The following is a 26,976-nucleotide window of genomic DNA, read 5'->3' as shown; positions in this document are numbered from 1 at the left end:
GTGATATCAGCCAATTCTTGATGCATCGGTACAACTGGATTCGACCCCATCAATTCAACGGTGGGCTGGCGCCAGCTCGGGCCGAAGAAAAACTTAACGTCGTGTCCGGGATTAGTTGACCACTACAACTACAAAAGCAATAAATCGCAAACCAGGCAATCTCCCCCCCCTAAAACCTCACCTTCCCCACCAAAAACAAACGAATCAAATGGCACGACCCTACTGATATATTTCTATAACTTTTCGAAATATTCATATAACCAAAACCGCTCAAGCAAGAAGCATGGACAGCATGAAAATGTCGACTAATGGACTGAGCGGTTAACCATTAATTTATTTTTCACCACGCTCAGCTTTGCCTTATGTACCGAGTCGATGATGGCCTCAGCCGTTTTATTCCATTTGAGCGGTTTGGCCGAATGCTCATTGTGAGCCTCGGTAAATTGACGGATAGCCGCCATCAGCCTCTACTCTGATTTACAAGGCCTTGGCCTGCAGGTCACCCAGGCCGGTATCCGCGCCTTTGCGAACGAACTGCATGAACGCAGCCTTGTGTCCGCTCGCTGCTTTGGCACCGTCAGGACGCTTGAGGGAGAGCAGTTCTTTTTCCAGTTCGCCTTTCAGGCCACCCAGTTCGCTCAGTTTTTCATTGAGGGTGTCGACTTGTCCGGACAGCGTGCCCTTTTCGGCCTCCAGACCTTCAATGCGTTTGTCCGTTGAGCGCCCTCACCTACTTGGCTCGACTCATCTACACGGTAGGTAGCGGCCTGAAACCAACTGCCATCGTTCGATCCAAATTAACAGCCGATTTTCTTCGGTAACTGCCCAGGCTTCGACTTCAAGTCTGCCTGAATATCTGGAGGCAGACCACTCCAAACGGTTAAACCAGACCGCTCTTCGATTTGGTCAATGGTCACCTGAAAATCACAATAGTTGGCCGTACGCGGCGTGTCTTGATCCATCACAAACGATGCGTACAGGCCATCTGCCGGAGTGCTGCCGATGAATATGATTTTCCAGTACCCACTTGGGATGGTATGAGTTTTGTTTGTACCTGGAAGCGAACCGACAAACCTCTCATACAGCGGCCCGGTGATGACGTACACCTCGTTAATGCCGACAGCCTTGCTGAGTTTTCTTTCCTGGTCCTCCAATCGCGCCCATGCCCCCTGATTCAGAGCGGCCTTTTGCGGTGTGATATTCGACAGATAGTTCAGGGTCTGCCAGTCCCGTACGCCACCCATAGAAGCCAAGTTCGCCTGGTGACCACGGTCGACACTCAACGCAACGCTTGCACCGTTGTAATCCACTGGATCAAGCGTCTCGCCGGCCGGAATATCTGGATCGGTCCTCCAGTTTCTAGGCCGCCCGCTGGCCGGGGTGGCCTTTGTGATTTTATAGGCCGTCCAATTCGCAAACTTGGTTGAGCCATTGTTGTTCAGCGTGTACGCCTCACGGCTCAAGGTTAGAGCACTGCCTCCGGATGGACACCCTACCGAGCAGTTATCGACCGCCAGTCCTTGATCTAGCTGAATGCCTGCAGTCCTTAGCGTTCTCTCCGGTGTAGTACATGCCGCTATTAACGGAATTAACAGTAGCGCCAAATACTTAACTTCTGCCTTCCTTTGCATCACTTACATCTCCAGTACGAACCTAATTAAATAAAATACCAATCGGAAGTTCGACACTTCGAACCCCGAGCGAGCATAGCAACATCTCTGAGACACAGGAATGCTTCGGATAGCAGCCCGCTCTACTTGGCTCATCTACATGGGGCCACGGCAATAGTAATGATGAACACGTATCGGCCTTACCCGTTCAATACCCCCCTCCGCTTTGCGTCCGCCAGCAACTCGATCCCCATAATCCAGGCGAGGACTTCTGGTGGGGTTACCCCAACCGTAGCCCATCTAGAATCGGAGTTTACCGAGACATTAATCATGCCGTTCTCCACTGAATACGTGACTCTGTAGCTCCTTCCTTCGAAATCTATTTCTAAAGCCTCACGCATAACCACCTCATTACTTTTGACTTAGATGCTTTAACCGTAGACTGAATCGCCTCTGGTTTCGTAGGCACCACCCGCGTTGACAGGGCGCGGTTGAGGCGTTGGGTCTCTTGCTCGGCCTGGGCGCGCTTGGCCTTGGTGCGCAGGGCCTGGAGGCCAAACGCCAGGTCCTCGGCGGCTTGGGTCAGCAGCTCCTCTTCCTGGGCGCCGAAGGCATCGGGTTCCGGCGCGTCAATGCCGAGGGCACCGAAGATCTCGCCCTCGACCCGCAGCGGCAGCGATAGAAACGAGGCGATGCCGTGTTTGCGCGCGCCCTCGCTCCAGGGCAGGGTCTTGGGGTCGGTCAACAGATTGCGCACCAGACTCAGGCGGCCGGTGCGGATCGCCGTGCCGGTGACGGCACGACCGCGTTCGTTGTCCGCCCAGGAGATGTTCAGCGAATCGACGTAGGCCTGTTCAACCCCGGCATGGGCCACCGGAGTGACGGCCTTCGCCTCGTCGTGCTCGGCGCGGCCGACCCAGGCCATGCGGTAACCGGCCTGCTCGACTATGACCTGGCAGATCTCCTGAAGCAGGGTCGCCTCGTCTTCGACGAGCAGCAGTGCCCGGTTGCAGCCACTCAGGGTGCGCAGCGCGCGGTTGAGATGGGGATGCTCTGGGCTGACGGAACGTGGTGCTGGCATGGTAAGCCTCCGACTCATGCACGATCTGGTTTGAGTATAGAGCCGCCCGGATGGGCCGGACGGTACAGTGGTCAGCCGCGGCGGCTCAGCGGTCGGGCAGGCACTGCGCGCCGGAGATCTGCCGCAGGCGGTCCATCAGTTGGTCCACCGTCACCCGTCTGGCCGGCTGCAACGGGCCAATCCAGCCTCCTGCCCTGCCCGCGCTCTTAGCGAAGCGAAGAACCTGACGCTTCCAGCTGCCGATACGTGCGGGGGCGGATCAGCGCGAAGATGCCGCCAAATCCTCTTCGACGAAGCGCAGCATCGCCTCCGCCAGCGCCTCGCGCGGATAGGCATTCTGTGTCACCAATAGTGAAGCGATGGTCGAATGCGTTCGGGCGATCGGCACTGCCAATGCCCAATGATCGGCGTTGATATAGCCCATCAGGGTGCTGCCAGGCACAACTTGATCGTAGAAGATCACTTGGCTGTCGTTACGGGCATCGATGCGCGCCAGCTTGTTGTAACTCGATTTCAGCGCGAACGAGATGTGATCCGGCTGCGGGAAGGTAACGAGCGAATAGTAGTTCAGTTCGGACGGCAGCCGGTTCTGCGCCAGCCAGTTCTTGCGCGTTGCGGGTCGAAGGCTGTTGATCGCGCCACCGTCGCCCGAATCGCAGGTCGCACCGGGAAAGTGCCGCAACAGGTCCGCCTGGTACTGCTCGGCATCGTTGGCCAGCGCCGAGCCGCCGACCGAGCCGGCTGCGCTGATCACTGCCGCCACGCGGCCGCGGACTTCCGGGTAAGCGACCATCGCTTCGAGAATGTCGGGCGCGCCCTTCGAATAGCCGATCAGGACGAGGCGCGGCGGTCCGGCTTCGGCTGGCATCGCCATGATCGCGTCGCGTATTTGCCGAGCGTTGTTTGCGGAGCTCGATAAGGCGTCGACCTTGATCTGCACCAGGTCATATCCGAACTGGCGGAGATGAATCGCTACGCTGCCGGGCGCTTGCAGCCATTGTTCGAAGCATTCGTAGCCGACGCCAGCCACCACAGCGCCGATCAGACGGCGTTTCGATTGACCGAGATCGACGGGTTTGCCGGTGCCACCCGGTTCGCTACCGACGCGCGTCAGTGCCTCCTCGCAAGGGCGGCTATCGGGCAGGACGCTTGCTCGCGTGTCGAGGATCGAGCAGAAAATCTCGCGAAAGCGCGCCCGCTGGTCCTGCACGCCGGCCTGTGACGCTGGTACCAGCACAAGCGGCGGTGTGTCCGTCGAGTAGGCGATCAGCGGCGCAGATGTGCAGGCGGTGAGCGCATGGCAGCCAGCGATCATCAGCCATGCCATGCCACCGCGGCACAACAATGTGTGGGCGCCGCACAGACGGCCAGCCGAGTCATCCGGCCTGCCGAACAGGTCACTTGCGGGCATCGTCGACCTCCTTGCGTGCAGGCGATTCGCGCCGGTCCAGATACGTTTCCCAATCGAGCATCTCCACCTCCGACAGGCTGAGCGGCCGCGGCGCAAAGAACATGACCGCACGCAGACCGTCGCTGAAGTAATGGGCGCCGCTGAACGTCGTTCGCGATTGTGCCTGGGACGCGGGACCGACGCCGGTGACGAACCCGAGCTTGTCCAGACCGGCCGAATACATCATGTCCTGAATCAGGAGATTTCTCGCCTCATCGACATCCTCATGCAAGACGAGGTTTTCCGAATCGCGCGGTGCAAAGCGTCCGCCGGTCGGTCTTGCGACCTGCGCGAGATAGACGGAGTGACCTTCGAAGCGCATAGGCGTGTTCCACACGCGCACCCAAGTCGCCGGCGCTCCGGCTTGCGATCGCTTGCGAACCACGGCATCGGGCATGCGGCCGAACACACGTTCGGCCGCATCCGCGGGATGCGCGGCACGCCGGTAGCCGCGACGCACAAATGCGGCGGCGATATCGGCGAATTCGCCGACGAGAATCGCATTGATCGGATCGCCGTGCGCCCTGCCGTTCGCGTCAGTGGCGCAGCAGGGAAGGCGCTCCAACGCGGAACGCAACGCGGCCATATCGTCATAGTCCTTGATCTCGGAACCCTGATGCTGGAACAAGCCTTCGGCAAACCATTTTTCCCCAGCATCGTCCGGCACCCGCAAGAAGAGGGAGAACGGGATCAGCGTCTTTCTCTGCAGCAGATCGATATTCAGCAGCCGCGTAACGCGCTCCGGGTTGATGAACAGCACGCCCGCTTTCGTTTCGCCTGGCAGGACGGGATTCTTGAACCCCAGTTGGTCCAAGTGTGCATTGATGCGCGCGTTCGCTGCCGGGGCGAATATCCCGTGCATGGACCAGGCGACTTCGAGTGGCGAGAAATAGTCGGGATCGGTTCCCGGTCGCAGCAACAAGAGTGGATCGGCAGTCTGATTCTGGACTTCGACCCACACGGGCTGCACGCGCGTCTTGTCCAACTCCACACCCAGCATGCGCTGCCTGTCTTCGGCACTGAGCACGGCGGCGCTGACGCGCACCTGGTGCCTGGTGGCCGTCTGCGCACGTTCACGCAACTCGGTAGTACTGAAATCGGCAGGTGCCTGCCAGGTCGTACAAGCAACGACGAGCGCAAGAATCGCTGCACAACTCATGGTGCACAAGCAGCGCATTGCACACCGCAGAGTGGCGCGTGGGGCCGACGGCAAGCGGCTCATGGCTTGACCCGCCCCGGTGACTGTCCGCCATTCTCGTAGATTCCCTTCGATAGAAAGAACTCGATTTCCGCCAGGGAGGTGTGCATTTTATCGAATACCAGAACACAGCGCAGCCCATCCGTGTAGTAAGGATCGGTCGTCAGGTTCTCGCGCGGCGCGCTCTTGGGCGCGGCCCCCACACCCTTCACAAATCCGAACTTGGCCAGCGTCACCGAATACGCCATATCCTGTGTCAGCGCACTCCGCGCTTCGTCGACGTCAGGGTCGATCTTGTGCGTCGTCAGCGTCGCAGAATGCACGGTAAGCCGGCTGCCGATATCACGACTGATCTGTCCGACCCACACCTTCTTGCCGTGATATTGCATCGGACTCAGCCACAGCCTCAGATGATTGCGCTGGTGGACGTTGTCACGCGCCTTTTGCAAGGCAAGGTCCTGAGCTCGCCCGAACAGATAGAGATCGCTCACCGGCGCATAGGGATAGCGCTCGCCGGCCAGCGCCGAATTAACCATTTTCATGATCGACCCCGACCACTTTTCCTCGGTTCCACGCCAGCCGCGACGCGCGAATGCGGGGAAAGCATCATCGAGGCCGCCGACGATCACCAGATTCAGCGGATCGCCGTTCCTGGAACCCTCCTCGTTGGTGACGCAGCACGGCAGCGCCTCCAGCGCCGCCTGGAAACTGGCGTCATCGGTGTAGTTCACAATCTCTTCGGGCGGATAGATGCCCTGCCTGAACACTTCGCTGATGTGGTAATCGGTGCGCAGGCCCGGCACGATGGCCAGGACAGAGAAATGCCTCGACCGCCCGTCTGCCACCAGATCGAGGTTAACGAACTTGAACCCCTCGTCGAGGTTGGTCAACACGAAGCCCGAGGTTGTCGCGCCAGATGGGATAGGGTTGCGGAAGGCCAGCCGACGAAAGTGCCGGTCGAGCGCCGTCCGCTCGTCCTGCGTGCCCCCTGAGAAAAATGCTTCGGCCGCCTCGGATGCAGGGAAGAAATTCGGATCAAGGCCCGGCGAAAGCAGGTAGTAGGCGCGGTCTTCCCGATTTTTGACTTCGACCCAGACTGGCTGTATCGATGTATTCGCCAGAGGCACGCCGTAGACCGCCTCGCTTTCTGCGGCCGACAGTACGGCGGTCGACACGCGCAAGCCGCCATCGCTGCGCGTCACGGCGCGGCTCTTGTAGTCAAGGCTCGTCGTTGGCGGAGGCTGGGAGGCGCAGCCGGCGAGCGCGGCTGCGATGGCCGTTGCTGCGAGAACGAGTCTCACCATGCGATGCATCGCGTAACCCCATCAACTGAGCTTTACCAATCTTCGCTGCCCTGCCTACGTAATCCGTGGCTACTACGAACATTAGTCTCTACGTCGCAGCTTTTCATTATGAACCGCCCCGGGAATTGCGGAGGCTTTTTGATGTGAGTCACGCCGCCATGGCAGACTAGTCGAACTATCGATAGCAGGCCGCTTCGGCCTCTGCAGGTGATACCTCGTCGATGGGCTCCAGCAGCCGTCGATGATTACCCTTTCCCGCCCCGCCCGGCACACTGCTGCCGGGCACCGTTGAGACCTCCCAGTTCCTGTGCAAAAAGCTTCCCGACATGCTCAGGGTCTCCGACCGCGCGGGATCGTCACAGGGCTTGCGATTGACACCCTGCTCCGTGTCACCTTCCGCTCATCTGTATACGGCATCCCGGGACTTATGATTTCGCGGCTCAATGGCTGGCCTGCAGTTGCACTTGTCAACGCTTCGCTGCCCGCCTCACGATGACCAACGCATGACTCGGGGGCCAAGATGATTCGCCACTTCGTTCTTGTATCGGACTTGCACCGACTACCTCTTGCCAGTTTGTACTGGCGCACACAGACCACGATTTCTTTAGTGCGAAAAACGTGGTCTGTCCCCCGTGCACAAATTGCGCACAGGGTTGTTTGTCCCACTGTCCGAGCGACTTGTGGCGGCGATTAGCCCAACGTCGCGCTTTTCTCGTATCCGTAGAGGGGGCCCATGTCATTCCGGATTTAATTGCGCAGGCGATTATTCAGGGCTTTGTCGTTTCTGGAGTTTACGATTACGGCGGGCCACGCTCAATGAAGTGGCCAGACAGCTAAATAGCCGCCCTCGGAAAACACTAAACTACGAAACGCCCGCTGAACGATTTAGCCAATCTGTTACATCGACCGGCTGAATCCACAGGCGAAAGCGGCTACAGACAAGAGGAGTCAACAGGTAGCATTCTAGAAGCTCGGGATCAGCTGGGTCATACAACCGTCGGAATGACAGAGCAGTACATCCGAATGCGAAAGGGCATGAAGGTGCCCCCTACGAAGTGACTGACGGTAGCGAATTGCGGAAAAGATTTTTTGATTGCTGAAAAAAGCACTAAGGACTTGCATGAGAAACCTCATGCAAGCCCTTGATATATATGTGACTACCCATGACTTATCGACTGCTATGCCCAGCCGCCTGTTCAATCTCGGCGAGGACGCGTTTGCGGCGCGCTTGTTGGCGGCTGCCACAATCATTGCAATGACGGTGTGAAAAGACTGCACTACCGTTTACGCGGGCGGGCCAGGGAGAGCGGCACGTGTTCGATGGCTGGTTCGACGTAATCTAATGCTTGTCGCTAGGCGGAGATTTACCATCGCGCCTGCGCGAGGGACTCATCAGATACACGGTAAGGATGAAGCGTGCCGGTACCAGCGACAACAAACCGAGCATGCCGAGCACTGCAATGAGCGTGATGCCGCGGACCTCGCTGCGGATATCGGTGAACAGCGCCAGGCCGATGGCGAGCAGGAACATGGCAATGCCGAACCACTGAATGGCCTGTGCCCAGCGAAACAGTGCCGAATGGCGAATTACCTGCAGGTTCCTCTCGGACTCGTTCTGTTCAGGCATGGTCACTTTCTCCGTGTCGCTTATAAGACTCAGTCTAGCAAAGCGCTTGCCATGAAGACCTCCCGATCAAGGCCAGCCGCGCAGCGCTGCGCGCTTCCTAGAGTGGTGGGAATCTATTAAAAAGCTGATCGATCATCGAATTCGTTAATAATACATTTCAAAAAACGACTTAAAAAAAGACTCGCAAGCGGGCCTAAAAAGCAGTTCTATTAGTCACATGAAACTGTTTCAGCTTCTTACTCCTCAGATGCCACCAGTCGCGCACCTTTACGCGTGACGTGCTGCCCGACTTCAAAACTCGCATTGGGTGAGCGCACCGTACTAATCTCGCCTTGCGCGTTTTTCACTTCATAAGCGGTTTCAGACTTGCCAATGCCTGCTTGCACCGCACTGCCGGCGAAAAAACCGCCAGTTGCGCCGACTAATGCACCAATCGGGCCGCCTGCCGCGCCAACCATCATTCCGGTCAAGGCGCCGAAACCCTTGCCAGCGGTTGTGTCGGGGACTTCACGGATTATCTGGTCTGCCTGGCATAGCGGAGACAGCAGTGTACACAGGGTAAAACTGAGCGCGATTGAACGAGTCATGACATTGTCCCTTTGGGGTTGGCGTTAAGTTCGCTATTCAATTCACAAAACGGGCCAAAAAATTTATTGATTAATATCAAACACTTAAGTGAACACGTAGTCATTATGACTTAATGCGCCAAAGGTCATAATGACAAATAAATAGTCAATATGACTATCTCGACTGATAGCTAACGCGGTCTATGCAGACGCCGGTTACACCGGCGTCGAGAAGCGTGATGAGCACAAAACTCGTGAAGTGATCTGGCAGATCGCGGCGCGACGTAGCACTTATTCACGACTGAATAAACGCAGCCGGCTCTACAAGGCCAAGCGCAAAATCGAGTACTGCAAAGCCCAGACGCGGGCCAAGGTCGAACATCCGTTTCGGGTGATCAAGCGCCAGTTTGGTTATGTGAAAGGTGAGTTGATCGGAGTTTCCCTAAGTAGATCGCCGCGCAGCCAGTTCCATCGCTCCTCCCGCCACATGATTCAGAGAAATGGACATCGACAGCCCCTCAGCACCGATGTCCAATATAAATTGGCCCGATAGGCAGCTCTCGGTTATGGATTCAACCGATCGAAAACGCTCACTTCAAAACAGCCCTCCCAACGCTGCTGGCTCCCAGTTCATGATCACCAGCTCGCCACTGACTTCGGCCTTGCCCTGCCACTGGTTGGTCGTGGTGTAGCGAATATCCAGCGTCTCAAAATGAAAGCCCTCAAACACCCGGCGAATGTCCGGGTGGTCGTTGATGCTGACCATCACCCTGCCCTTGCAGCGGCGCATGAAGTCGGCCATCCGGTCGTAGCGTTCGGCGCAGTCGAGCCAGGGCAGATTCTCGATGTAGGTGCCGGACAGACGCTGCCAGGCGGCCGAGAGATTTTCCTCGATGCGCAGCAGGTTGATCGACGGGGTGGTGGTGGCGGTTACCGAAGGTCTGCCCGGAGACCTTGCCGGCGAAGGCATGGTGCTGCCGGTAGAAAAAGCGGGCGGCGCGCTGGATGTCAGTGAGGGTTTCGGGGCGGGTCATCTTCTGCCACTCGAACACTTGGTGTGAGCTGAGCGCCCACTTGAATTGGCGCACGAACTCTTCGAGGTGGTTCTGCACCACGCGGTACAGCGTCACCAGGTCGCCGTTGATGTCGTTGAGCACTTCCACGGGCGCGGCCCGGGGGCCACATAAAGTACAGCGCGGCGCCTCCGGCAAAGACTTCGACGTAGCATTCGTGAGGGGGAAACAGCGGAACAAGGCGATCGGCCAGGCGGCGTTTGCCGCCCATCCAAGGGATGATGGGTGAAGACATGGATGGCAAGACCTTGACTGTATAAGCAAACAGGCGCCAGGCTCGCTCCGCTTTATGCACGGAGCAGGAACCTTGGCTGGACTTGCAGGGACAATCTGCGGGGACGGCGGCCAGGCCGGATGTTGACGCATCCAGACTGATCGCTCCTTTTACTTCGGGGTTATTTTGCCACTTCGAGCACGACTTTCTGCGGCTTCCCTGACGCCTGGCCTTACCTTCCTTGCCGCCGTTGCACTCAACCGACACCGTCCGCCCCGACTGGGTGAAGGTGTGATCCACCGACTCCACCAGGTACTCACCACCAAGCCCGCGCTTGAAGCCCCGCGCCTCGATCATTATTTCGGCAAATCCGTCGGTACGTCCGGGTAGGTCGAGGCGCAACGAGGCGGTGGAACGGTTGAACGCCGCTAAACGCGCCTTCGCGGCTTCATCGGCGGCGGCCCTGTCCGAGTAGAGATGGCGGTCGGTATGCACTGGCCGCATGCCCTCTGACACATCAGGGTTGTCCAGATGCGAGACAAACAGCTCCCCGCTGACCGGATCCTGGTACTAGGTGCTGACCCCCTTATGCGTACTGCGGTCGCTCACCGGCTAGCCTATGACGAAGAGCATACTGCGAAAGAGGTTTGATGATGCACGGGAAGCCGCTGGCATTCCAAAATGCCGACTTTCAGATGCGCGACCTGCGCGCTAAAACCGGCACGGACAAGGCCGAATCAAGCGGCGACATTTTGCAGGCCCGGGATCAACTTGGGCATACGACCGTCGTAATGACCGAGCAGTACATCCGCAACCGGAAGGGGGAAAAAGTCTCGCCAACCAAGTGAATTGCGGACCAATCCAATAATTGCGGACCAGAAACGAACAAGGGCTTGCTTAGCTTTCGCTCGCAAACCCTTGATTTATATGGTGCCGAAGCCGGGGTCGAACACACCGTCTACAGACCGCTATTTTACTGGATTTATCTATTATTAATCTCAGTATGTATACCTAAACGTATACCTAAAACGGGAAGTACCCTCATCTTCTCCGCCTCCAGCCGGTCGCCTATCCTGCCGACACCCTCCCCCCGTATTGCCGTCGCCAAGTGAAGCTTGTGATCATCATTACTCTCCCCCGTTTTGGGATGGAAGAGATGGAAAAATAGTTTGGGCATGGGGGCGCCGATACTGCGAACGCTAATACTTTTGACGCAGCTTCCCCCCCAAATTCGCCCAAGACGGCGACTTCCTAAAAAACTACGAATTAATGATTGAAACGGGCAGAGAACGGTCCATGGGGTGAGCGCTCCAGACTTTTGCCCCCCCCTCTCCCTAATGACTTTATCAAGCAGCAGGCCGCTCACCCGCTTCCAGTCCGTCTGACGCTTGGAGGCGAATAGCAGCGCAGCTCGCACTGAAGTGACTGATCAGAAGGCTCTGCACATGTCTCTATCGAGGGCTAACGTCGTATGCCTACAGGAGCTCACTGTAAGTAGTGTTCGATCCGGTCGTAGTGGTCCACTGCTTTTCATAGCGAAGAGTTCGATACCGGAAGGTTGTCCGCATTTTGTCCGAATTGCATGCGGACCGACTTCCGACGGTTGGCTGACTACATTCCGTTTAGTGTCTTTTCAATACGCTTTTGGTTGACGGAAATCTAGAAGGCTACAGCGTCGAGATGGTCGACAATCTGATCAGTTTTCTGGGCGCGCCATGATCGAAGTTGGTTGACTAATCGAAACCACCGGAACCCTTGCCCTGCCTTGCTTGTAGGACAATAGCGGGCTACGGGCCAAGTGCCGGACAATGGATCAAACCATAAACGAAACGTCCGCAATCTGTCCGCACCCGATATGGACAAAAAGCGGACTAGAGAAGAGAAGAGAAGAGAAGAGAAGAGAAGAGATATACAAACACTAGCTAGCGCTTTAACCACTGCCACGCCAAAGACCAATAGTTAGATTGCTTTGATCTGACCGAAGATGTGGACCTCCAGAAGTACAGCGGGGTGGCAGACCGACCGCTTGAGTACTAGATTATCTAGCGTGTGCATCCGCCGTTGCATCGGACTTGACCAGCACGCTTTGCAGATTGATGCCGGTATTCACTGGTGCGCAGCCCGATGCTTTTCGGAGTAGTTCAAATTTTAGAGGATGCCACTCTGAGACCAACTCAAGGCTCGCTTCAGGCAGACTCGTCAGATGCATCAGCACCTAGTCAATGCCATGGTCGAGCAGACCATGCCTGATCTCCATTAATCGACAAGGATGTTCCATGCGGGATAACCCAAAACTCTCCCTGTTCACCCGGGTCGATACTGGCTTGGCACGCTTTGCCTGTGGCCTGCTCGAAGGGCTGAAGCACCTGGGGCTCTGGCTGCTGGGGCTAATCGCCATAGCCGACTACTTCGCTCTGATTTTCGAGTATGGCGAAGGGTTGGCCGATATGGCCCTGCATGAATGGGCCTTTTTGCTACTGGCGCTAGCGCTGACCTGGCGCCATTGCCACTACGCGCGACACTTCGATTATGGCTTCTGGCGTGGCCTGGGGCGCTGGCTGACGGCGCAGGGCATTCTGCTCGCCGTAGGGATGATCGTCTGGGCAAACCTGGAGTTTACGGGGTCCGCAAAGGCACTTGACTCGCTGAACCTAGCCAACAAAGAGGAAGAAATACTGAGTCTTGCCTTCGCATTACTGGCCCTGTACCTAGGCGCACCGAAGCAACCACGTATTGCCGAACAGCCCCGACCGGTGATGGAGAACGCCCGCCAGGTGCCCAGCACTTCCCCGACCCCAGACAAGGCGGTCAGCCCTTGAAAACCCACACGTCCCTGCTGACCCTAACGCTGCTGAGCCTGCCCATTCAACTAAGCCTGGCCAGCACCGATCCGGCCCGGCTGATCGAGAGCTGTACCGAGCTGGTGAATATCTACGCCAAGCACGACCAGCTGCGCTTTGCCGCCGCGCAAACAACCTCGCTTTCCGAAGCCATGCGTGCCGGCTATTGCCGCGGCGTGCTCGACGAGTACCAACGCAACTACCAGTGCAAAACCCGTGACTGGCGCGAGCAGGCCAACACCATCGCTCAGGGCGCACATGAACAGCCCGGTGCACAGAATGTCGACCACTTACTGGCAACAGCTTGTGGCTATTGAACAAGGGCTGACCCTGCCACAGGCAGTGGAGCGCCTGTTTGGCATCCCGCTCGCCCGCCACCCGGCCCTACGCAACGCGGTGAATACGCTGGTCAAGGCGATGAGCCAGGCCGGGGTGCTCCAGCTAAACGAGGAAGATATCAGCTTCACGGAAGGCGGACGCAAGCGCTGGTCACTACCGCGCAGTGAGTTGGACGGCCTGCACAATGCTATTGTGTTGCATGGCATCTTCGGCGAACCCAAGACGGTGATCCGCCTGTTCACTCATCCGGCGCTACGCCGAGAGCACGCCGATTGGGCCGCAAGCCTGCTGCTGGAGCGGCAGTCGGTGGCCAGCCTGGGGCTGATCAACAAGCAACTTGTGGACCTGCTCGGTATGCTCAAATCGACGGCCGACCTCAAGCTGGGGCGTTTGCCAAACCCTTTCGACAACGCGCTGCCGCAGATGGGCCTGAGCGACTACGGCGGCAATCTGCTCAAGGCCATGGCCTGCCAAACGGCCGCGCTGTCGATGGGCGACAGCATGATGGTGCATTACCTCAACGGTGAACTGGAGCAGGCGCACACCATGGCAGCAACCCTGCAAACCGAGAACACGCTGCTGCTGCAATATCGGCAGATGATCCTGACCGCCTATGAGGAGGCAAGGGCCTTCGACGACCTGCTCGACGCCTGGCGATGAAAGGTCTTGGTAGTGGAATCAACAAATAAATACTGGCTCCGTCACCACACAGGAGCCAAGCATGAACACCATCGAACACATCCTCGCGAACTGCCCACATCAGGTAAGTCCATGCCATCAGTGCAAGGCCATCGAAATCGATCAGGCCCTGCAGGCCGGCATTCCCTTCACTGCTCTCGGCGGCAAGCGCGTGCGCTGCCGCAACGGACTGGTGCGTTTCAAGCTCGGCTGCGCCTGGCGCCTGCTCTACATGACCAGCGTGTACGGCTACTCGCCGTATAGCTTGGTCAGTCGCCAGTGTTTCGAGCGTGAACTGAAGCGAAGGCGGGCTCTCAAGCCCTGATTCCTTTAATTCACTGGAGACACACTCATGACTGCAATTATTGCCCTGAAACAACCGCTGCTCGCCGCCAACGGTCTGGAAATGCAGGTCAGCCAACTGGACTTCCAGCGCCTCAAGCACAAGTACACCGCGTCATCCGAGGCCGAAATGAGCGCAGCACAATGGGACGCGTCGGAGCTGGAATATCGCCGTTTCCTGACACTCAAGTGCCTGTATCCGACTGTCGCGTTGGTGCCGAGCAAGCCGGTCGATGCTATCTGGCATGCACACATCCTGGACACCCGTGCCTATCGCGAAAACTGCCTCCAGGTGTTCGGCCGTTTCATCGACCACTACCCCTACTTCGGCATCTACGGTCAGGACGACTACCAGGAACTGAAAAGCGCCTTCGCTCACACGGTGGCGCTGTACGAGCAACACTTCGGCGCCTACCCCGGTGGCGGCTGCGAGACACAGGCCATGCGCTGCAAGGACCACGCATGTCACGTCCCCACCACTTGCGCCTGCCGAGTCGAAGGTGCCTGCAAGTAAGCGGGCAATTCATAGCCAACCAAACTCTGGAGAAACTCAAGATGAGCAAGAAACCACAAGCCCCAAGCCGTCCCTCTCCCGCCCCACGCCCGGTAGTCCCCAATCTACCGAGCACGACCGGCAAAAAGTCAGGTGATGGCCGCGGTAACCATCCTCCGAAAAAATCGTAACGCGTTAGTCGAGTGCGGCAGTCCACTTAGTGCGGTCTGCCGCATTCGTCATTTATCCAAACTCCGGCACCGGACTGTTTGCTATCTGATCACCTAGAGCAAGGCTCGACATTTCGATACCACGAGATAACAGCGCTTGGCCGATTTCAGTCGGCCCTAACTGAATGCGTTGGGTCGGTTGCAGCCCCTCACGACGGGTAGCTATCGGCCAAGAGCGGACGTTTTGAGTAGAGAAAATAAATCCGTCCCCTTTATCCTAGGCACCTACGCTAGATTCACAGTAGTCCTAGATACTTGCGCATCTTTGACTGATGTATCCCTCGGAGTAATGCCGCATGCCGACACCAACAGGTCGATCCGAAACTGAGGTTCTTGCTGATCTTGTTGAGCTGACAGCCTCACCCGGCTATGTCCATGCGATTGCTTTCATATGTCATCGGGACAACGTAGTCATGTACAACGACGAGTTGAATCCGGATGACATGGCTCCGCTTTTTAGCAATGACCGCTTATTAAGGACTGAAATCACAACTCTGCTCGGGTTGATGGTCCGCCAGGATCTGGACATGAGCGTGCCCACTGTAGAGGTCCTGGGCGAATTGGTAGCACGCACCGATACACTCATGTTGGAGCTACACCACGCTCTTTCCCGCCCGATGATGTCAGCCCTGAAAGATCAGGCCATGAACGCGAGCAACACGGGAGCAACCTGGGACGGCATGTCCATGCGAGAGCCGATTTTTTATGGGACCGAGTCCGCCTACAGTTTCCAGTACCGTGATCTTCTTCCCGCAAAGTACGGTGCAGATGACCACTGGCTCGTTGAAAAAATGGGCTTTTCCATCGGCCAGGCACAGCTGGTTGCACGCACCATGTGCGACCTTATGGACGAGAGGTCATGCGCCGCTTTCGCCGGCTCCAATACGCCAGAGGTTGATCCTCACATATTGCTCGCAGCATTTGAGTATTCGGCGAAGCTTGTCGCGGACTTAAGCGGACTGGATGTAGCCATTGTCGAGGCCGTATTCCGCGCATTGACGCTGACCGGTGACAATCCGCAATTTCAGACCATTGGCGATTTCAATGCCGTCGCGGCCACGCCGCTACTGCCGACCGGTCGCGGTACTGTGTTGCTCTTCCAGCATTACGCCATCTACGAGGCTCTCTACGAGTCGCCATTTTTCTGGATGTGGGCCGACAAGCCGTACCGCCCGAAAGCCATGGCAAACCGCGGCGCATTTGCGGAGCAGTTCGCAACTGGGAGGCTTGCCGCAGTCTTTGGTGAGGGCAATGTCCACACCAACGTAAATTTGTTTAAAGGCAAGGACATTGCTGGTGAGGCCGACGTGCTGGTCGTTTTCGGCGATCGGTTGATCATTGTTCAGGCGAAGTCGAAAAAGCTGACCCTTGAGGCCCGGAAAGGCAATGACGGTCAACTCAAGTCAGACTTCGCAGCGGCGATTCAGCTGTCGTACGAGCAAGGATGGGAGTGTGCGAGCGTTATCGTTGGGGGTGGGTATCGGTTGGAGGACAACCAAGGCCGGGAAGTAAAGCTGCCTCATCCCGTGAAAGAAATTTACCTCTTCAGCATCGTTTCCGAGCACTACCCGGCATTGGCCTTCCAGTCCAGCCAATACCTGTCGTATCAGACGACCGAGGTTATCAAAGCGCCCTTCGTGATGGATGTCTTCCTCTTGGACGCCATCGCAGAGATGCTCACGTCACCGCTTAGGTTCCTTAGCTACATCCGCCTTCGAATTGCTGCGGCGGGTAAGGTGAATCTCAGTCACGAGCTGACGGCTTTAGGGTTTCACTTGAAACAAAATATGTGGCTCGATGACGAATTCAATTACGTGATGATTGATGACTCATATTCGATCGACCTCGACACCGCCATGACTGTCCGGCGGGAGGGGCATCCGGGCCAGCGCACTCCCAAAGGCATACTGACCAGATTGGCTGGTACACGGTATGAGCAGGTGATTTCCCAGATTGAAGCCGAGGCCAATCCAGCAACGCTCGAACTCGGATTTCAGCTTTTGGCCATGAACGAGGACGCCGCTTTTAATGTCCATCGGGGGCTTGAGGCCATTACTCGCATGACGCGAGAGGATGGGCAGGGGCACGATTTTACAATCAGTGCCGAGCAAGGAAGCGCCGGGATTTGCTTCCACTCTAATGCAATGCCCTCGGCGGCAGCCATGCGCCGGCTGCAGTTCCATTGCCACAAGCGTAAGTACATCCTGCGATCAGATACCTGGTTCGGCTTGGCTGTCGGTGGGGATTGCGACATTCAGTTCGGCGTGACTCTTAATTTCCCATGGGCCGAATCTGAGCAGATGAACGAGCTGACTAGGGATGCCCAGGCCCCGGCGCCAATATCATCGTTGTCGTCCCTCATTCGCCAAACCCATGGCCAGAAAGTGGGACGCGACGACCCTTGCCCCTGCCGAAGCGGTAAAAAATACAAAAAGTGTTGCATGCCGTAACGCTATTTGATGCTGCTTGAACCTAGACGAGCCGAGACACCTCATCCTCGCAGCTCGACGGCCTGTTGTTTCAATTGGCCTCGACACCGTGCGGATTGAGCAATCGTTGTCAAATGACAGCCAAGAGCTGCCCTTCATGAAAGGCTCGTTCCTACCTGAAGCTGCTGGTGGTTACCTTGTGTCCGCTGAAGAAAAATCGACCCGCTTGCTGCGCTTTGACTTATCTAGGCTCTTGATACAGGAGTGGTGACAGCACATGCTTCTACGTTCAGTAGCATGAAGCAGCGATTTTCCGGCAGGTAGGTCAATTCCGGATCAGCATCACTCCGTAGAGTCCCCTGCTTCAGTCAGGCCCCTGAAGCCACTCTAGGAACAAACTCTTATCATCTCTCGCTGTGTGCGGTTGGTCATTTCTCAGTTTTGATCACGCCGGGAAATTCAGTCATACCCGTCAGATTGAAAAAAGACATGCGGTTCTCTAAGTTCACAAGGTCATAACGAGCTATGTGGTGATCGCTAGCTTTTACGGTTGGGGACCACATAGTAAAGCCGAGGTCAGAGGTATCAAGCTCGACGACTAGTGCAGATACGTCCAGAGTTTTACAAGACAGCAGCGTCTTATGCTTAGTGGAGGGGAATTTGATCTTAAATATCTCGTTGTAGAACGGTTGAAAATAGCGAATTAACCCAGCCTCAACCATCGCTATCTTTTGCTTTTTATCAGGCGGATTTCTAATAGCACCCATCAGGCGCTTTTCGTTCGAATCATCAGCTATAGCACCGCTAGCTCGACCATCCATCGACGTGAACACCTGCTCATGATCGAACTGAAACATGAACACAACGACCTCATTGTCAGGGGTGTCGTGCGCTGAGAGTGCCAGAATCTTCTGAAAAGTCGAATGGCTTGTCAGACGCTGCTGAGCCGAACGATTGCCTTGGCCGATAGCCTGCCCCACATACAGCACCTCGAAGCGGTTCAGCACACCGTCAGAGTTGTAAGCGCCCAATATCGACGCAAAGTGTGTGGCTGGAAGGTAATGGGACTGCTCTCCTGCGGAATTATATGTCCACAGTTCACGGAACGGGTAGTCGCACCGAATTTCAATTGCACCATCCGACAGTTCAAATGGAAAGTCTTTGAAATCAACACGGTGTTCTACGCCAGAAACTTTGTAGCCAATCTGGCCTGATAACAGTTCTCCATCATGCTTCAAGCTATCAGCAATGAAATATGAATTAGGCCGGGTAGCAATTATATAGATATGGCATTTGTCAAGCTCGTCTTGATCGTTGATAAGCCTCCAGCCGGACATGAGCTGGTAGGCTGTCATCATCGAGGTATAACTATTCATGTAGCCAAAAGCATACTCTGTAATATTTTTTCTTTTCATCTGATTCAAAATCCATTTGGAGCTGTTGGCTTCTACAGCGCGTTGGCTAGTTTAAAATTGAGCACGGTAAGGAGGCATTTTACCAAATCAGAAAGTGGTAGATTTATTTCTTGAGATTGCTTTCTGCATCTGCTGATGCTGACCGGCAGCATTGGGTCGCACGCAGCCCTTCGCGACAGGCACCGACCGGCCAAAAACAGACACTAATGTTCGAGCTCAGGCCGTCGCGCCTGCAGTGAGTTGTTATGCGTGTTTGCGCACGCTATCCAACTTGTCGACATCAACCACCACCTCATACTCTATTGATTGATTCGAAAATAAAACATGATCTCTTGGGTATCTCGTTTCCAATACGATCCTGCTATTTTCATCAAACCAGTCCTGGCCTAAATAGTTTGTGTACGCAAATTTTTTGGCGGACTCTAACGACGTAGACCACGCTTGCCCAAAGGAAAGGTTTTCAAGCTCGCTAATGTCGCAACCTCGATATAGGGTCAAAACCTGAGGTAATGAATCAATGTCATTTGGCTCCAAAATTTCTGTGAGCACTATTTTGGGGTGCCAACATTCATTTTCTTGACGCGTATAAAGTTGATGCAAACCATTGTATGCATAACACACAAATGAATACCGCAAGGCGTCGAGCACCTGAAGTGCCTCACTATTTACTATCTCGTCAGCAATCCCGCAAAAGTGCGAATTTATAGACTCTTCGGCCTGATTGCCTTTGAAGCATGTAAGGTCTCGGCGCAGCCCTGATGCCTCGAACTCCTTAATTGCTTCGATGTATTTTGATATTGCGGTAATCGCAATTTCTTTGAATTCGAAAAAAAACGGTTCGTTCAGCTTCGATTCAATCGATTCAACAGCTATTTTCATGTTTTTCGTCATAAAATCACGATCGGAATCTATAAACACTAACCGGGCTCTCATGGCGTTGGAAATCAGCCGCCCGCTTTAGCGGCGCGGCTGCATTGATTTATTAGATTTATTTCTCTTGGAAAGCATCAATACCTCGCATGGCCAACTCAAGATAAACATTATTGGCAAACATCCGACGGATGGTGGACGGAGAACGATTACCTCCTTGAGCTTTCAAACGGATTTACTATGCAGCCACTCCATTTAAAGGCTCAAGCTTGTGACTCTTACAGAATTTACTGGATGTTTTGCTTACGCCAGTTATCCACCGCAATCGAAAGACGCTTGTCTTTAACCGGTTTTTGCCATTCATCCCAGAAATTTACCGTGCCGCTATTCGGTTTGTTTATTGGCTCATCGATCCTGATTCTGCTTGGCAGCAAGCTCGCATCGCCAACAACCAAGGCCTCGCCTGTATCGAGTGTCGGCAGGATGTCGCTGAATCCACCGAGGCTATCGGGAAGAAGTCTCTTGATAACGCCCTGATCCTCGGCGTTGGTCAGCCGCATGGATACGAAGTTGCTGCATTGGCTGAGCATCGTCTTATTTACTTCGGACGGACGCTGGCTTATCACGACAAGGCTGACACCGTACTTACGGCCTTCCTTGGCGATGCGCTCGAAAATATCCAGGGAGATATCGTCAGCTGATTCCGCCATGTTTCGTTGGGGCATGTAGAGGTGCGCTTCATCACAGAGAAGCGCAATAGGATGGCGCAGCTCGGATGGCGTCCACTGTTGGACAGAGAATGTGACACGCGCGACAAGGGAAACGATCAGCGGGAGAACGTCTGATGGAACCTCGGAAAAGTTGATGATCTTGATACCAGCTTTGCCATTTTCTCCAGAGCTTCCGAGCACGGCAGTGGTGAACTTTTCAAGCCAGGTAAAATCCAGAACGTCTCCACCACCATTGAACATAAAGCCAAGGCGCCTATCGGAGATTTTATTCTCAAGCCGTGAAATCATCCGGGCGAGCTTTCCAAAAAAATCACCCTGCTTTTCTTTACCCGCCGATGCCCCCGGAACCATCTCCACGTTGATCTCGTTCAGTCTGCTCATCAGAACATCCAGATCGAATGGAACCGGGCTATCTACGGTGAAGTGCTTTAGAATTTCCTTCTGGTCGCCATCCTCCAGATACTTTCTTTTGGCCTGGTTGATCTCGCGGGACATGATCATGGCCTGGTTGGGCGCATTCTGGTCGCTCCGGTCAACAAACATTGCCACGAGTGCTTCATACGAAAGCAGCCAGTAAGGCAGGTAAAGCACACCCTCATCAATGGTGCGTTTAGCCTCAACATCTGCGGGACCGGCCACCTTGAAGTGCTGGATGCCTTGGCCTACCAATGGCGAGTATTCACCGTGAAGATCAAAAACAATCGCGTTAGCCGTAGAGAGCCCAGCCATCTGCTCAATAATTTTGGCTGTTGTCCAGGACTTACCTGACCCGGTGCTTCCGCCGATGAAGGCGTGGCGCTGGAAAAACTTGTTACCGTTGAGATAGGCAATGGCATGTTCGTCCAGTGTGTATTTGCCAAGCGTCAGGGCATTGCCTTCGGCTGAAACACTGGAGAGCGTACGCATAAAGTTGGTAAGGTTTTCGCCCTCAAGCGAAAAGCAATTCGCGTCGATTTCTGGAACGCTTTCCAGAGTACGGCGAAAGACATTTTCTCTTTCTCCGTCACGATCCAGCATCGTGCCAATCAGGGCGATTTTGCACAGGTTCAGTTCTGAGGTCTGCTCGCTGATGCCATCATTGGCAATGTCCTCGATGCCACGCTTGCGGGTCACCTGGGTGATGAGACCGATGAGATGCTGTCCAGGCCTGCTGCTTTGGAGCACGGCCAGATGGTTGACTTGCAATCTTTTGAGTTGGTCGACATTTTCCACGTCCACGATAACGTTTGTCGTGTCAACGGAAGCAACCTTTCCAAGCGCGTCTTCATCCCTAAAATTAAATATCGGCATCTCTTCTTCCTACATGATGAGTGACAGGTAACCCTCAAGACTCCAGATGTTTTTTTCAACGGTCACTGGAGCCTTATCCAAAGAGGAGTAGACGATAGACTGGTCGTCTGTTGCTCCCCGCTCAATTGCCAAGTAATTCTGCGCCTTGCCGTCAGTAATTAGCTTCCTTGCCGCATCTGAAAGCGCATAGGTAATAATCGTGATCGGGGTATTCTGACGCTGACATCTGGCCATGAGTTTCGGCTGAATATGCTCGTCATTGAAGCCGTAGCCAATGCATAGGTAAGAGTTCGCCGCAGTAATGGCTTGGTCAGCATTGTTGATGATTGAGCGGTATGGCTCTAAATGCGTCGTTTGATATTTCTGAGTGCCCGGAGTCACGATTTCCGGCTTGTAGTTGACAGGTATCCCTTGAATATTTGAAAGTGCCACAATGTCTTCGAGTGGCGATTTAAACCAATCCAGCGAGCCGTGCACTTTCCAGATATTGACTCTGCGGGCAGAATTTATCTCATTCGGCGCGGCCAGTTGCCGAAAAAACCCGTGCGTGAAGCCCGTGTAATGGTGAATCCGTTCCTGATCACAGGCATATTCTGCAAGCCTGTCGTAATTCGTAGTAACGATGTTTAATTTGGTGAGGCTGCTTTTGAACATGTGGCTCAGCAGTCGGCTCAGCGGGAACATCGCCTGATTCTGAAGGCTTTCGTTGAAAATGTGAATGTCTTCAGCGTTGATGAGCGACCAGGTTGATTTGATAATTCTGGAAGTTAGCTCGTCTGTCACAGCTACCTGGTGCAGCGCCGACTCCAGATCAACGCCAGCATCTAAGACCTGGCAGAATTTCTCCCAGGCTTCTATCTCGCCAGCGGATAATCCTGAAATGTCGGTATTTGCGACTAGGTGCTTCGCAAGCGCCCACATGCCAGACATACCATGGGCAGCTGACGCACCGCTGCCCAGGATGATAAGGGGAGCCTTGTTGTAGTAGTCCTGCGCTTGTTTTTCAAAATTCAGGCCTGGCAAAATTCTATCCTTGATGTTGTGGCGATCCTGGAAACTACCCATAGCAACCTATCAAGCTTCGAGGCGAAACGCCACTTAACAGTGGTAAGTGGGTTCTCTGTTGAAGGCCAAGCTCAGCATCACGCTTTCTGGAAAAACCATTGTTTTCTACAGAGTCGGTCGACTGCGTCTATCACGACTGGCGACAACTGACCCAAGCGGCTAGTCAGCCTCCGCACCGTGGCCGCTGCCGCAGGCTGCGCTGATTCTCGACCATACTGGAGATATTCAGCCTACCCAGGTGCCAGCGTAGCCTGGCGGGAGCGGCTATGGTGTGTGGCTGGGCGGTGGCGCTCGGGTGGAAGGGCAGCTTCTGGCCGATTTCTGTCTGTCACCACCATCAGATTTGGGTCGGATGATCGGCTCCCGATAGACGCGTTCCAGAGCCGCCAAGACCACCTTGGTGATCAGAACTAATGGGTACCTGCTGGGAGCGGGTGCCAGCCACCTTTGCTCAGCCGCTTCTCCACTAGAGCCTTGTACTCCTGCGGCTCAGGCGCGCCCTTGCGCTTATGACGGCGCTGATTGCACCGCTGACAGGCGGCAGCAATATTGGACTGGGTATCTCCTCCGCCATCCTGCCTGGCGACTAGATGCTCGGCTGTGCACTGGAAGTGCCTAGCTTGCCGAAGGGAAAGGCCATAGCGGTGGGCGAAGGCCTCAGGAGTATCGCGCCACATCTGGAAGCCGCAGTAATAGCAGCGGCCACCTTGGCGATCGAACGCAGCAAAACGATTTTTGATAACAGATTTATGGGCCATGGCGGCCTCCTTTATGAATAAGGAAGTCCGCTGCGCCTAAAGGCAAGAAACGGTACCAGTCGAGTCACTCGATCCGGCCCAACATCGCCCCTTCAAGGGAACGACAAGAGCAAATCTACGCCAAAACAAAAGCAGTGATCAAGTAGTCTGGAGGCAACCTGAACTGGTCAATTATTCCCGGACACCCATGCAAGCGAAATCATCACCAATCAACTGCGTAAAGAATAAAGCCCGGTAGTTATCCGGGCTCCGAGTTACTCGACCTTCGCGTTAGGCCATCGCGTTCGGGCTTCAACCAAGGCTTCGACATGAGTCATCGGCTCGCCGATCATTGTGATGGGGCTGTACCCTGTCACGAGCACCGACCAGTGACTGCTGCGGGCTTCACCATCGTTGGCCGCAACTTCGACCATCAGCTCCAAACGGTGCAACTTGATATAGCGGCGCTCCTCCTGTGTCAGCCTGCTGGATGGCCAGACGATTAAGCGGGTACCCACCACCTTGGCACCGAACCCGCGATCACGGAGATAGTCGATAACTTTCATCAGAAGGCCTCCGCGTCGGATTCATCGAAGACCATGTCCGGCGAAGTACCGGTGTTGTCGGGGGATAGTTGCCGACTCGAAGTCCTGCAAGTCCCAATGTCCTGCTCGGGGTGATCGTCTGGCAGGACATCAGGACTTGCAGGACATTGCTTCGATAACTTTCTCCCGATACCCCATTTCACCGCCCCCCCAGATTTACCCAGAGACTTGCACTCGATGCCTATCTGCCGAAGAGCGGGAGCAGCACGTCGCAGGGCGTCCCCTAGCCCCTTAGCGGAACGGGGCCACGAATCGCAGCCGGTTGGACGGTACTGTTCCAGGGTACGCAGAATATCCTTTGCCGGGGCGGTCACGCCGTGCGGACGCGCCTCGACCAGTTCCACTACGGCGGCAGCTACCGGGCTAGCGTCAATGGTGCGAGCCAGACTTTCCTGCCGACTGGCTTTGAACTCGCGCAGGAAGTCCTCGGGCTCATGACCTGCTGCGGCGGCGACAGCCATACCGAGGCGAGCAAACTCAACCAGCCGCGGACGATCGTCGGCGGGGATTTGCATCTGCGGCAACAACTCCAGCGCCTTGGCGAATATATCCAGCAGCGCCCCCAGCAAACATGGACGCTCGGCTTCGTACTCCCGCCAAAGGTCTGTCACTTCCAACCGCTCGCTGATAACTGGCGTCTCGATGGTGATCGTTCTGTCCACCAGATCTTGCGCCGTGACTGCCGCAGATATGCCATTCAGCACGACGGGACGCTTCACGCTGATAACACTTTCGTCGGCATCCGAGTACAGCTTGCGCTTGGCAAAGCCGCCTCCGGTTGCCAATACGCACATGGCATCCTGAGTTGCTGCGGGCAAGTGCGAGACGTTCTCCAGGCTCACTACCGCACACACACCAGCAGAAACGAATAGGTCTTCCGACGACTTCGGTGCACTGCGCAATGGGCAGGAGTTCGGATCAATGAGCTGGCGCAGTGCTGTTTGTGTCGTGCTCTTTGCACTCCCCTGCTCGCCCAGCAGCTCTAGCACTGGATAAGGCGTATCAGGACGCAGGCATTCGATCAGCCAAGCCAGGGCCAGCAGACAGGAGCCGCGCGGGATGTTCGCCACGTGCCAAAGTTGCTCGATCGATCCACCCGGAGCGGGAGCCGGAATCGGCTGCATGGATTCAGGTCGAACGAACATGGCCTCGGGTGACTCGGCGATCTCCCACTTACCCGGCCGGATGCGAACCGCTCGACTACTGCCTGGTACAGCCAGGTCGAGAAAGTAATCACCAGCGGCACCGGCAGTGCGCAGGTGTACCTCCTGACAGTCTCCATGGAATCGGCCGAGGCCGGCCAGGGTGCCCAGCGCCTCCCGGACCGATTGATCTCGGGGCGCCTTTCCGCTGTCGGAGTAAAAGCCGGCGACCAGTGCATCTCGGAACTGGCGAGCGGCTAGATTACGCACTTCGCCCGTCGTGCGATCCTTGGCGAAGACGTCCTTGTTTTGATCGTGGAACAGCTCGAAGCGTTGCTCCACGAACTTGACCAGCAGAGAAGCTTGGCTCTGTTTTTCGTCAGCATCAACACCGGGCTCGAAGTGTTCCTGGACTGGCTGCTGATCGTCGCCTTCGAACTGGTGATTGTCGGGAGCGTCCACCATTTGCAGGAGTTGCTCGACGGTGCCGCCCGCGTCCAGCCAGTCGGATACGTCGCCCTTCGGCAGCAGCCCTGGAAGGCAGAGCACGCGAACTCCGGCCTCTGCCAGACTCAGAGCCCGACAAACCTTGGCGGCGTGCTTATGTCCCGGTTCATCGTTATCAGCCAGAATCACTACGCGGCGGCGCGCGAAGAATTCGTTGAGCGCATCAGGCCACTTGCCAGCGCCGCCGGCGTTGCAGGTTGCGACCAGTCCCAGCGATTCCAAGCGCAGTACGTCCTTCTCGCCTTCCACGACAAACACTGGCGTATCCCACGGTGCGCCCAGCAATTGAGGCAGATGGAAGGGAACCTGACGCACGCCCTTCACCGACCACACCCAGCCGCCTTTGCCGTCCGGGCTGCGCTGGCGAAAGTCCTTTGGCTCGTAGCGGACAACTTGAAACAGAACGTTGCCGTCTTCGTCGGTGTAGTCATAACAAGCCGACATGCGACGGCTGGCCGGTAGGACATCAGGACATGGCGCCGGCTGCTTTTCTTTTAAGCCGTGCTGCTCAAGCCAGCCCATTTGCTTGGCCCGACTTTCGATGCCGGTTATCCAAGCAATCAATTCCAGTACGCCGCCACCGCACCCGTCTTCGTGCGAGTGCCATACCCCCTTTTCCAGATCAACGGATAACGAGCCATGCGCTCCGAACCGAAGCTCGGTTGGCTTGCTCATTGCAGTATTTGGCTCGCCAAGAAGGTACCGGGCTACTGGCCCAATCATGGATTTCAGCCAAGCCGATCCCGTCGGCGCATGGGCGCTGTTTTGACTTTTCATGGGTTACACCCCGCGCTGCTTGGCTTTGCGCCAGGACCAGTTAGAAGGAGACGGGAAGGAATCAACGTGCAGGGCGGCCATTACGCGAAACTTCCAGGAAGCTGTAAGCGTTGATGAATGGCTCATACTGCGTCCCTCGCTTCAATCTTGGTCCGTAACCAAGCCTCCACCTCAGCCAAGACGTAATAAGCCGCGGCTTGACGGCTTTCGTTGGCCTTAATCGGCTTCGGGAATGTCGGGTCTTTCTTGCGGAGCTTGTCTAGGCCAGAGCGGGACAGGTCCAGCCATAGACAGAGCGCTGGCTGACGGATGAGAGCTTTCGGGGGAATTGTTGCTGGCTGCATTTGAGTGCCTCCGTATCGG

The 26,976-nt window shown here is 55.8% G+C and carries 22 protein-coding genes and 4 pseudogenes; 10 read left to right on the top strand and 16 right to left on the bottom strand.

The window, feature by feature from the left end:
- Window positions 1-797 precede the first annotated feature (797 nt).
- From CKW29_RS10480 to CKW29_RS10455, 5 genes are all read right to left on the bottom strand, one after another.
- Complete coding sequence (locus CKW29_RS10480) at window positions 798-1,631, bottom strand: DNA/RNA non-specific endonuclease (protein ID WP_095143494.1); 834 nt, start codon at window positions 1,629-1,631, stop codon at window positions 798-800.
- 364 nt (window positions 1,632-1,995) lie between these two features.
- On the bottom strand, window positions 1,996-2,691 hold the full coding sequence (locus CKW29_RS10470; RefSeq protein WP_095148395.1) for a GAF domain-containing protein: 696 nt from the start codon (window positions 2,689-2,691) through the stop codon (window positions 1,996-1,998).
- 259 nt (window positions 2,692-2,950) lie between these two features.
- Window positions 2,951-4,102 (bottom strand): hypothetical protein, encoded by a 1,152-nt coding sequence (locus tag CKW29_RS10465; protein ID WP_095143491.1) that lies wholly within the window; start codon window positions 4,100-4,102, stop codon window positions 2,951-2,953.
- Window positions 4,089-5,300 carry an LssY C-terminal domain-containing protein gene (locus CKW29_RS10460; protein WP_218192022.1) on the bottom strand — a complete coding sequence of 404 codons (1,212 nt, stop codon included), beginning with the start codon at window positions 5,298-5,300 and terminating at the stop codon, window positions 4,089-4,091. Before CKW29_RS10460 ends, CKW29_RS10465 begins: the two co-directional genes overlap by 14 nt.
- Before the next feature lie 59 nt (window positions 5,301-5,359).
- Window positions 5,360-6,652 carry an LssY C-terminal domain-containing protein gene (locus tag CKW29_RS10455; RefSeq protein ID WP_095143489.1) on the bottom strand — a complete coding sequence of 431 codons (1,293 nt, stop codon included), beginning with the start codon at window positions 6,650-6,652 and terminating at the stop codon, window positions 5,360-5,362.
- 910 nt (window positions 6,653-7,562) lie between these two features.
- On the opposite strand from CKW29_RS10455, the pseudogene CKW29_RS26025 reads away from it, so the two are divergent.
- Window positions 7,563-7,702 (top strand): annotated as a pseudogene (locus tag CKW29_RS26025) (integrase); the annotation flags it as partial.
- Between the two features lie 73 nt (window positions 7,703-7,775).
- Window positions 7,776-7,910, top strand: a complete 135-nt coding sequence (locus tag CKW29_RS26020) for a hypothetical protein (RefSeq protein WP_256584856.1) — start codon at window positions 7,776-7,778, stop codon at window positions 7,908-7,910.
- Between the two features lie 72 nt (window positions 7,911-7,982).
- Here the strand turns inward: CKW29_RS26020 and CKW29_RS10440 are convergent, their stop codons facing one another.
- Window positions 7,983-8,270 carry a hypothetical protein gene (locus tag CKW29_RS10440; RefSeq protein ID WP_095148393.1) on the bottom strand — a complete coding sequence of 96 codons (288 nt, stop codon included), beginning with the start codon at window positions 8,268-8,270 and terminating at the stop codon, window positions 7,983-7,985.
- A gap of 236 nt (window positions 8,271-8,506) precedes the next feature.
- Window positions 8,507-8,857 (bottom strand): hypothetical protein, encoded by a 351-nt coding sequence (locus CKW29_RS10435; protein ID WP_095148392.1) that lies wholly within the window; start codon window positions 8,855-8,857, stop codon window positions 8,507-8,509.
- Window positions 8,858-9,029: 172 nt separating this feature from the next.
- Here CKW29_RS10435 and CKW29_RS10430 point away from each other — a divergent pair.
- Window positions 9,030-9,278: pseudogene (locus CKW29_RS10430) on the top strand (transposase); the annotation flags it as partial.
- Window positions 9,279-9,431: 153 nt separating this feature from the next.
- On the opposite strand, the pseudogene CKW29_RS10425 reads toward CKW29_RS10430, so the two are convergent.
- Window positions 9,432-10,144: pseudogene (locus CKW29_RS10425) on the bottom strand (DNA adenine methylase).
- A gap of 595 nt (window positions 10,145-10,739) precedes the next feature.
- On the opposite strand from CKW29_RS10425, the pseudogene CKW29_RS10420 reads away from it, so the two are divergent.
- The 7 genes and pseudogenes from CKW29_RS10420 to CKW29_RS10385 all read left to right on the top strand — a co-directional run.
- Window positions 10,740-10,971: pseudogene (locus CKW29_RS10420) on the top strand (tyrosine-type recombinase/integrase); the annotation flags it as partial.
- Between the two features lie 1,428 nt (window positions 10,972-12,399).
- A complete protein-coding gene (locus CKW29_RS10410) occupies window positions 12,400-12,942 on the top strand; it encodes a hypothetical protein (protein WP_095148390.1) in 543 nt (180 codons plus the stop codon).
- Complete coding sequence (locus CKW29_RS10405; protein WP_218192183.1) at window positions 12,939-13,280, top strand: hypothetical protein; 342 nt, start codon at window positions 12,939-12,941, stop codon at window positions 13,278-13,280. Before CKW29_RS10410 ends, CKW29_RS10405 begins: the two co-directional genes overlap by 4 nt.
- Entirely contained in the window at window positions 13,222-13,962 is a 741-nt protein-coding gene (locus CKW29_RS10400; RefSeq protein ID WP_143496854.1) for a hypothetical protein, read from the top strand. Before CKW29_RS10405 ends, CKW29_RS10400 begins: the two co-directional genes overlap by 59 nt.
- A 61-nt stretch (window positions 13,963-14,023) precedes the next feature.
- Complete coding sequence (locus CKW29_RS10395; RefSeq protein ID WP_095148388.1) at window positions 14,024-14,305, top strand: hypothetical protein; 282 nt, start codon at window positions 14,024-14,026, stop codon at window positions 14,303-14,305.
- A gap of 27 nt (window positions 14,306-14,332) precedes the next feature.
- The gene (locus tag CKW29_RS10390; protein WP_095148387.1) at window positions 14,333-14,836 is read left to right on the top strand and encodes a hypothetical protein; all 504 of its coding nucleotides are present in this window, start codon (window positions 14,333-14,335) and stop codon (window positions 14,834-14,836) included.
- A gap of 622 nt (window positions 14,837-15,458) precedes the next feature.
- A complete protein-coding gene (locus tag CKW29_RS10385) occupies window positions 15,459-17,495 on the top strand; it encodes an SEC-C metal-binding domain-containing protein (RefSeq protein ID WP_256584855.1) in 2,037 nt (678 codons plus the stop codon).
- Window positions 17,496-17,902: 407 nt separating this feature from the next.
- On the opposite strand, the gene CKW29_RS10380 is transcribed toward CKW29_RS10385, so the two are convergent.
- The 8 genes from CKW29_RS10380 to CKW29_RS26015 form a co-directional block, all read right to left on the bottom strand.
- Complete coding sequence (locus tag CKW29_RS10380) at window positions 17,903-18,889, bottom strand: hypothetical protein (protein ID WP_095148385.1); 987 nt, start codon at window positions 18,887-18,889, stop codon at window positions 17,903-17,905.
- A gap of 243 nt (window positions 18,890-19,132) precedes the next feature.
- Window positions 19,133-19,768, bottom strand: coding sequence for a hypothetical protein (locus CKW29_RS10375; protein WP_143496851.1), 636 nt, complete (start codon window positions 19,766-19,768; stop codon window positions 19,133-19,135).
- Window positions 19,769-20,046: 278 nt separating this feature from the next.
- A complete protein-coding gene (locus tag CKW29_RS10370; protein ID WP_095148383.1) occupies window positions 20,047-21,780 on the bottom strand; it encodes an ATP-binding protein in 1,734 nt (577 codons plus the stop codon).
- 9 nt (window positions 21,781-21,789) lie between these two features.
- The gene (locus CKW29_RS10365) at window positions 21,790-22,845 is read right to left on the bottom strand and encodes an SIR2 family protein (RefSeq protein WP_256584854.1); all 1,056 of its coding nucleotides are present in this window, start codon (window positions 22,843-22,845) and stop codon (window positions 21,790-21,792) included.
- Between the two features lie 410 nt (window positions 22,846-23,255).
- A complete protein-coding gene (locus tag CKW29_RS10360) occupies window positions 23,256-23,603 on the bottom strand; it encodes an HNH endonuclease (protein ID WP_095148382.1) in 348 nt (115 codons plus the stop codon).
- Between the two features lie 254 nt (window positions 23,604-23,857).
- Window positions 23,858-24,148, bottom strand: a complete 291-nt coding sequence (locus CKW29_RS10355; RefSeq protein ID WP_095148381.1) for a hypothetical protein — start codon at window positions 24,146-24,148, stop codon at window positions 23,858-23,860.
- On the bottom strand, window positions 24,148-26,613 hold the full coding sequence (locus CKW29_RS10350; RefSeq protein WP_256584853.1) for a toprim domain-containing protein: 2,466 nt from the start codon (window positions 26,611-26,613) through the stop codon (window positions 24,148-24,150). Before CKW29_RS10350 ends, CKW29_RS10355 begins: the two co-directional genes overlap by 1 nt.
- A gap of 122 nt (window positions 26,614-26,735) precedes the next feature.
- Window positions 26,736-26,957 carry an AlpA family transcriptional regulator gene (locus CKW29_RS26015; RefSeq protein ID WP_063321337.1) on the bottom strand — a complete coding sequence of 74 codons (222 nt, stop codon included), beginning with the start codon at window positions 26,955-26,957 and terminating at the stop codon, window positions 26,736-26,738.
- Window positions 26,958-26,976: the final 19 nt, after the last annotated feature.

It is taken from the genome of Pseudomonas sp. Irchel s3a18, from assembly GCF_900187535.1.
Lineage (GTDB): Bacteria > Pseudomonadota > Gammaproteobacteria > Pseudomonadales > Pseudomonadaceae > Aquipseudomonas.
The sequence above is the reverse complement of the archived record's forward strand: the minus strand, read 5'-3'. Positions and strand labels throughout refer to the sequence as shown.

What these genes read in the sequence shown, in the direction of transcription:
- CKW29_RS10480 (WP_095143494.1), bottom strand. Translation starts at nt 1,631, where the DNA reads ATGCAAAGGAAGGCAGAAGTTAAGTATTTGGCGCTACTGTTAATTCCG.
- CKW29_RS10470 (WP_095148395.1), bottom strand. Translation starts at nt 2,691, where the DNA reads ATGCCAGCACCACGTTCCGTCAGCCCAGAGCATCCCCATCTCAACCGC.
- CKW29_RS10465 (WP_095143491.1), bottom strand. Translation starts at nt 4,102, where the DNA reads ATGCCCGCAAGTGACCTGTTCGGCAGGCCGGATGACTCGGCTGGCCGT.
- CKW29_RS10460 (WP_218192022.1), bottom strand. Translation starts at nt 5,300, where the DNA reads ATGAGTTGTGCAGCGATTCTTGCGCTCGTCGTTGCTTGTACGACCTGG.
- CKW29_RS10455 (WP_095143489.1), bottom strand. Translation starts at nt 6,652, where the DNA reads ATGCATCGCATGGTGAGACTCGTTCTCGCAGCAACGGCCATCGCAGCC.
- CKW29_RS26020 (WP_256584856.1), top strand. Translation starts at nt 7,776, where the DNA reads ATGCAAGCCCTTGATATATATGTGACTACCCATGACTTATCGACTGCT.
- CKW29_RS10440 (WP_095148393.1), bottom strand. Translation starts at nt 8,270, where the DNA reads ATGCCTGAACAGAACGAGTCCGAGAGGAACCTGCAGGTAATTCGCCAT.
- CKW29_RS10435 (WP_095148392.1), bottom strand. Translation starts at nt 8,857, where the DNA reads ATGACTCGTTCAATCGCGCTCAGTTTTACCCTGTGTACACTGCTGTCT.
- CKW29_RS10410 (WP_095148390.1), top strand. Translation starts at nt 12,400, where the DNA reads ATGCGGGATAACCCAAAACTCTCCCTGTTCACCCGGGTCGATACTGGC.
- CKW29_RS10400 (WP_143496854.1), top strand. Translation starts at nt 13,222, where the DNA reads ATGAACAGCCCGGTGCACAGAATGTCGACCACTTACTGGCAACAGCTT.
- CKW29_RS10395 (WP_095148388.1), top strand. Translation starts at nt 14,024, where the DNA reads ATGAACACCATCGAACACATCCTCGCGAACTGCCCACATCAGGTAAGT.
- CKW29_RS10390 (WP_095148387.1), top strand. Translation starts at nt 14,333, where the DNA reads ATGACTGCAATTATTGCCCTGAAACAACCGCTGCTCGCCGCCAACGGT.
- CKW29_RS10385 (WP_256584855.1), top strand. Translation starts at nt 15,459, where the DNA reads ATGTACAACGACGAGTTGAATCCGGATGACATGGCTCCGCTTTTTAGC.
- CKW29_RS10380 (WP_095148385.1), bottom strand. Translation starts at nt 18,889, where the DNA reads ATGAAAAGAAAAAATATTACAGAGTATGCTTTTGGCTACATGAATAGT.
- CKW29_RS10375 (WP_143496851.1), bottom strand. Translation starts at nt 19,768, where the DNA reads ATGAAAATAGCTGTTGAATCGATTGAATCGAAGCTGAACGAACCGTTT.
- CKW29_RS10370 (WP_095148383.1), bottom strand. Translation starts at nt 21,780, where the DNA reads ATGCCGATATTTAATTTTAGGGATGAAGACGCGCTTGGAAAGGTTGCT.
- CKW29_RS10365 (WP_256584854.1), bottom strand. Translation starts at nt 22,845, where the DNA reads ATGGGTAGTTTCCAGGATCGCCACAACATCAAGGATAGAATTTTGCCA.
- CKW29_RS10360 (WP_095148382.1), bottom strand. Translation starts at nt 23,603, where the DNA reads ATGGCCCATAAATCTGTTATCAAAAATCGTTTTGCTGCGTTCGATCGC.
- CKW29_RS10355 (WP_095148381.1), bottom strand. Translation starts at nt 24,148, where the DNA reads ATGAAAGTTATCGACTATCTCCGTGATCGCGGGTTCGGTGCCAAGGTG.
- CKW29_RS10350 (WP_256584853.1), bottom strand. Translation starts at nt 26,613, where the DNA reads ATGAAAAGTCAAAACAGCGCCCATGCGCCGACGGGATCGGCTTGGCTG.
- CKW29_RS26015 (WP_063321337.1), bottom strand. Translation starts at nt 26,957, where the DNA reads ATGCAGCCAGCAACAATTCCCCCGAAAGCTCTCATCCGTCAGCCAGCG.